Origin of the sequence: Streptomyces atratus (genome assembly GCF_900119365.1) — a bacterium.
GTDB lineage: Bacteria > Actinomycetota > Actinomycetes > Streptomycetales > Streptomycetaceae > Streptomyces > Streptomyces atratus_B.
The window spans coordinates 1-6,288 of sequence record NZ_FPJO01000057.1; the positions used below are offsets into that span (position 1 = coordinate 1).

The window sequence follows — 6,288 nt, forward strand, 5'->3', positions numbered from 1 at the left end:
ACTCCAGCAGGCCCACCGCCATCCCGGCCCACTGCGCCCCCTGACCCGGGAACACGAACACCGGCTTGGCGTACGTGCCGACCGTGCCGGAGGCCGTTCCGGCCGGCAGGGAGCCCTCGGTCAGGGCCCGCAGCCGGTCCGTCATGTCCGACGTGCTGTCGGCGATCACGACCGCCCGGTGGTCGAACGCGGTGCGCGTCCGTGCCAGCGAGAGGCCGATGTCGGTGAGGGCGGGGGCCGTCGGGGCGTCGAGCACATGGGCGCGCAGGCGGTCCGCCTGGTCCAGCAGAGCTTGGGCCGAGCGTCCGGAGATGAGCCACGGCACCGGGCCGGCAGCCGTGACGGCGCGCTCGGAGGAAGGCCCGGCGGCGGAAGGCCCGGCAGACGCCTCGGAGGGTTCGGCCGGGGGCGCCTCGATGATGGCGTGGGCGTTGGTGCCGCTCATGCCGAACGAGGAGACGCCCGCCCGGCGGGGCCGGCCCGGGTCGTCCCAGGCCCGCTCCTCGGTGAGCAGCTCCACCGCGCCGGCCGACCAGTCGACGTGCGTGGAGGGCCGGTCGACGTGCAGGGTCCGCGGCAGCTCCCCGTGCCGCATCGCCATGACCATCTTGATGATGCCGCCGACACCGGCCGCCGCCTGCGTGTGGCCGATGTTCGACTTCAGGGAGCCCAGCCACAACGGGTGGTCCTCAGGGCGGTCCTGGCCGTAGGTGGCGAGCAGTGCCTGTGCCTCGATCGGGTCCCCGAGTTTCGTGCCCGTACCGTGCGCCTCGACCACGTCCACATCGCCCGGGCCCAGGCCGGCGTTGGCGAGCGCCTGCCGGATCACCCGCTGCTGAGCAGGACCGTTCGGAACGGTCAGACCGCTGCTCGCACCGTCCTGGTTGACCGCGGAGCCCCGTACGACGGCAAGGATCTGGTGGCCGTTGCGCTGGGCGTCCGAGAGCCGCTCCAGCAGCAGCATGCCGACGCCCTCGCCCCAGCCGGTGCCGTCGGCGGAGTCCGCGAACGCCTTGCAGCGGCCGTCGGCGGCCATCGCGCGCTGACGGCTGAACTCCTGAAAGGTGCCCGGCGTCGACATCAGCGCCACACCGCCCGCCGCGGCCAGCGAGCATTCCTGCTCGCGCAGCGCCTGGCACGCCCAGTGCAGGGCCACCAGGGAGGACGAGCAGGCCGTGTCCACCGTCGCGGCCGGTCCTTCGAGACCGAGGGTGTACGAGATGCGCCCGGAGATGACACTGGCCGAACCACCGACGACCAGGTAGCCCTCGACGTTCTCGGCGCTGTTCGGCAGCAGGGTCGGATAGTCCTGGCCGTTCGTGCCGACGAACACGCCGGTACGGCTGCCGCGCAGCGACTCCGGATCGATCCCAGCCCGCTCGAAGAGCTCCCAGGAGGATTCGAGGATCAACCGCTGCTGCGGGTCCATCGCGAGCGCCTCGCGCGGCGAGATCCCGAAGAAGCCGGCGTCGAACTCCGTGGCGCCGTACAGGAAACCGCCCTCGGAGCTGATCGAGGCCCCCGGCCCGTCCGGGTCGGCGGCGGTCAGCGTCTCCAGGTCCCAGCCGCGGTCCCGCGGGAACTCCGCCACGGCATCGGTGCCCGAGGCCACCAGCTGCCACAGGGCCTCGGGGGAGTCGACCCCGCCCGGATACCGGCAGCTCATCCCGACGATCGCGATCGGCTCCTGCTCGCCCGAATCCACTTCGCGCAGGCGTTGTTTCGCCTGGCGCAGCTCAGCGGTCATCCACTTCAGGTGATCAAGCAGTTTCTCTTCGCTCGTCATGGAAAATTCCCGCCCTCTTAGGAACCGTCGCTCTTCGTCCGCTCATGGCGATCACGCTTTGTCCGGATCGATGCCGATGGATTACGGACACGGCGGCCGACAGGCGGCGTCATCAAAAGCACCCATGATCGCCCTCAATGGTGGAAGCTATGTGGCTGCACGGCGGCCGACAACCCCTAACAACGGGCCCAGGGCAGTCCCCTAATCGGCATCGAAGCAGTACCTGAGCGGTATCGGAGCAGCCATTCCATTAATCGTCGACCGGAATTCGAGGGCACCTGGATCAAATGTGTGGTGATTTTCATCCGCTCGGCAGGACGCTCACTGTGCCTGCTGGTTCCTCCGGCGTACGCGACTTCCCTGCGACATGACGAGGCCGTCTGATGCAAACCTCCCCAGTCCGTCACTCCGTTGCCCAGCGACCCGTGGTCCAGCGCCCCGTTGCTCAGCAGCCCGGCTGGCCCGACACCGAGGTGCTCCGCACGGTCAAGCACCGCCTGGCGGCGAGCCTCCCGCTCGTCATGCCGCGCGAGAGCGACCTGCTCAAGCACCGGCTGGCCGCGGTGGCCGAGGGCCGGGCCATGCTGCTCCAGGGCGGCGACTGCGCGGAAACGCTCGACACCTCCCTGTCCGTCATGGAGAACCGGCTCGACACCCTTTCCCGGATGGCCGCCGCGCTGTCCGGCCGCACCGCCCTGCCCGTCGTCGTGCTCGCCCGGATGGCCGGGCAGTACGCCAAGCCCCGGTCCAGTGCCTTCGAGGCACGCGACGGCGTCACCCTCCCCTCCTACCGGGGCGAGTCCGTCAACGGACTGGAGTTCACGGCGGCGGCCCGCACCCCGGACCCGCACCGGATGCTGCGCGCCCACGAGGCCGCCGCGGCGACCCTGAACCTCGCCCGTGCCCTGGTCGGCGGCAGTCCCACGACGACCCGGGGGCACGTACCCGAGGAACTGTTCGTCTCCCACGAGGCGTTGCTGCTCGACTACGAGACGCCGCTGACCCGCATCGACCCGTACTCACGCCGCCCGTACGCCGGATCAGGTCACCTGCTCTGGGCCGGCGAGCGCACCCGCGACCCCGACGGCGCCCACATCGCCTACCTGGCCGGGATCCGCAACCCGGTGGCGGTGAAGGTCGGGCCGACGGCCGAGCCCGACGAGCTGCTGGCGCTGATCGAGCGGCTCGACCCCGACCAGGAGCCGGGCCGGCTCACCTTCGTCGTACGCATGGGAGCCACGGTCGTACGCGAGAACCTGCCCCTCCTGGTGGAGAAGGTCGCCGCCTCCGGTGCGCGCGTGGGCTGGGTCACCGACCCCATGCACGGCAACACGTACACCGCGCCCTCCGGCCACAAGACCCGGGGCTTCGACGCCGTCCTGGACGAGATCACCGGGTACTTCGACGTCCACCACGCGCTCGGAACCCACCCCGGCGGAATCCATCTGGAGATGACCGGCGAGGACGTCACCGAGTGCGTCGGCGGCCATACCGGAATCGGCCACGACGACCTGGCCACCCGTTATGAATCCGCCTGCGATCCGCGCCTCAACCGCGAACAGTCCCTGGAACTGGCCCAGCTGGTCGCCGAGATCGCGGCCTCCCGCCGCACTCCGGCCACCGCCTGGACGTGAACCCGCGAACCCGTCAACCAGGGGACCCGTGAACCCGCGAACCAGGGGACCCGTGAACCCGCGAACCAGGGGACCCGTGAACCCGCGAACCAGAGGACCCGCGAACGCTAGAGAAAAACTCGGGAAACGATCCGGGCCGACCTCATAGGGGGGTCTCGGATCTCTTCAGGGGTTGAAGGCCACTCACCGGCTGGAATAGCTTCGCGTCGAGAGTTGTATTGAGGAGAATAATGCGGACCTGAGATCGGGTCGGTCCTGATGTCGTCCTGAATCCCTTCGCTTTTTCCCTCGATACGGAGAAGAACTCCCAAAGACGCGATGCGCTGGCTGCTGCCCAGGGTGGGGATGAATGGCGAACGAAGAGACGCTTCGGGATTACCTGAAGCTGGTTGCGGCGGACCTGCACCAGACACGTCAGCGCCTGCGCGAGGTGGAGGCCCGCGACAGCGAGCCGATCGCCGTCGTCTCCATGAGCTGCCGGTACCCGGGCGGCGTACGGACCCCCGACCAGCTGTGGCAGCTGGTGGACTCCGGCGTCGACGCGGTGTCGGACTTCCCCGAGGACCGGGGATGGAGCCGCGGCGACACCGGCCCCGGGCCCCAGGAGGGTGCCTCCTTCCGCGAGGAAGGCGGCTTCATCTACGACGCCACCGACTTCGACCCGGCGTTCTTCGGCATCTCGCCGCGCGAGGCCCTCGCCATGGACCCCCAGCAGCGGCTGCTGCTGGAGTGCGCCTGGGAGGCCCTGGAGACCGCCGGGATCACCCCCGACTCCCTCGCGGGCAGCCGCACCGGAGTGTTCACCGGGACCACCGGCCAGGACTACTCCCACCTGCTGGCCCCACCCCCCGCGGGCACCGAGGGCTACATCCTCACCGGAACGGCGGCGAGCGTCGTCTCCGGACGCATCGCCTACACGCTCGGCCTCGAAGGCCCCGCCGTGTCCGTCGACACGGCCTGCTCGACCTCCCTCGTGAACATCCACCTCGCCGCTCAGGCCCTGCGCAACGGCGAGTGCACGCTCGCCCTCGCCGGCGGCGCGACCATCATGTCGACGCCCAGCGCCTTCGGCGGCTTCAGCGAGCAGGGCGGCCTGGCCGCCGACGCCCGCTGCAAGGCGTTCTCCGCCGCCGCGGACGGCACCGGCTGGAGCGAAGGCGTCGGCATACTCCTGCTGGAACGGCTCTCCGACGCCCGCCGCAACGGCCACGACGTCCTCGCGGTCGTACGCGGCTCCGCCGTCAACCAGGACGGCGCCTCCAACGGCCTGACCGCCCCCAACGGCCCCTCCCAGCAGCGCGTCATCCTCGACGCCCTCGCCAACGCCCGCCTGACCACCACCGATGTCGACGTCGTCGAGGCGCACGGCACGGGTACGAGACTGGGCGACCCGATCGAGGCCGAGGCGCTGCTGGCGACCTACGGCCAGAACCGGCCCGAGGACCGTCCGCTGTGGCTCGGCTCGCTGAAGTCGAACATCGGCCACACCCAGGGCGCCGCCGGAGTCGGCGGAGTCATCAAGATGGTGATGGCCATGCGCCACGGTGTCCTGCCGCGAACCCTCCACGCCGACGAGCCCTCGCCGCACGTCGACTGGTCCGCAGGCGCCGTCGAACTGCTCACGGAGGCCCGCGCCTGGCCCGCAACCGGTGCGCCGCGCCGCGCCGGCGTCTCCTCGTTCGGCATGAGCGGCACCAACGCGCACATCCTCGTCGAGCAGGCCCCGGAAGCCGTCGCCGAACCGGCGGACGGTACGACGGACGAAGCGAAGCCCGAAGCTGCCGACGCAGCCCCGGACGAAACCGCCAAGGCTCCGGCCGTACGCACCGCCGCCGTGCCGTGGGTGCTGTCGGCCAAGACCGAACAGGCCCTGGCCGCCCAGGCCGAGCGCCTCCACGCGCACCTGCGCGACCACGCCGACATCCCGCTCGCGGACATCGGCCACTCCCTCGCCCTGACCCGGACGGCCTTCAGCCACCGGGCGGCCCTGGTGGCCGACGGGCGTGCGGAGTTCCTCGCCGCCCTGGAGTCGCTCGCTGAGGGAACGCCTTCCGCAGGCGTGGTGAGCGGGACCGCCGGGCGCAGTTCCCGTCCGGTGTTCGTGTTCCCGGGTCAGGGGGCGCAGTGGGCTGGGATGGCGGTGGGGTTGCTGGACTCGTCGCCTGCTTTTGCGGCGCGGATGGCCGAGTGTGCGGCTGCTTTGGAGCCGTACGTCGACTGGTCGTTGCTGGATGTCGTGCGTGGTGTGGAGGGTGTGCCCGGCCTGGACCGCGTGGATGTCGTGCAGCCGGTGTTGTGGGCCGTGATGGTGTCCCTGGCGGAGGTGTGGCGGTCGTTCGGGGTCCGTCCGGCGGCGGTCATCGGTCACTCGCAGGGTGAGATCGCGGCAGCCGCTGTGGCGGGCATCCTGACCCTCCAGGACGCGGCGAAGGTGGTGGCCCTGCGCAGCCGGGCGATCACCGCGCTCGCGGGCCGTGGTGGCATGGTGTCGGTGGCGCAGCCCGCCGTGTGGGTGCGGGAGAAGGTCGCGGCCTGGGACGGCCGGATCTCCATTGCCGCCGTCAACGGGCCTTCCACCGTGGTCGTTTCGGGCGATCCGGAGGCTCTGGACGAGCTGGTTGCCGACTGCCGGGCCAATGACATCCGTGCCCGCAAGATCGATGTGGACTACGCCTCGCACTCCGCCCATGTGGAGGTGATCGAGGCGGAGTTGGCGAAGCTGCTCGTGGGCATCGCCCCGCGGACCGGCGACACGGCCCTGTACTCGTCCCTCACCGGTGGATTGCTCGACGGTACGGAGATGGGTGCCGGGTACTGGTACGACAACCTCCGCGAGACCGTCGAGTTCGAGCAGGCCACCCGTGCCGC

The 6,288-nt window shown here is 70.7% G+C and carries 3 protein-coding genes; 2 read left to right on the forward strand and 1 reads right to left on the reverse strand.

Translation table 11 applies throughout. The features are described from left to right. Nucleotides 1–1,786: type I polyketide synthase (locus BT364_RS37780; RefSeq protein WP_143166620.1), on the reverse strand; the 1,786-nt coding region annotated here is incomplete at its 3' end. 383 nt (nucleotides 1,787–2,169) lie between these two features. Here BT364_RS37780 and BT364_RS37785 point away from each other — a divergent pair. After that, a complete protein-coding gene (locus tag BT364_RS37785) occupies nucleotides 2,170–3,420 on the forward strand; it encodes a 3-deoxy-7-phosphoheptulonate synthase (RefSeq protein WP_072489664.1) in 1,251 nt (416 codons plus the stop codon). 349 nt (nucleotides 3,421–3,769) lie between these two features. Then, nucleotides 3,770–6,288: type I polyketide synthase (locus BT364_RS43835; protein WP_256260416.1), on the forward strand; the 2,519-nt coding region annotated here is incomplete at its 3' end.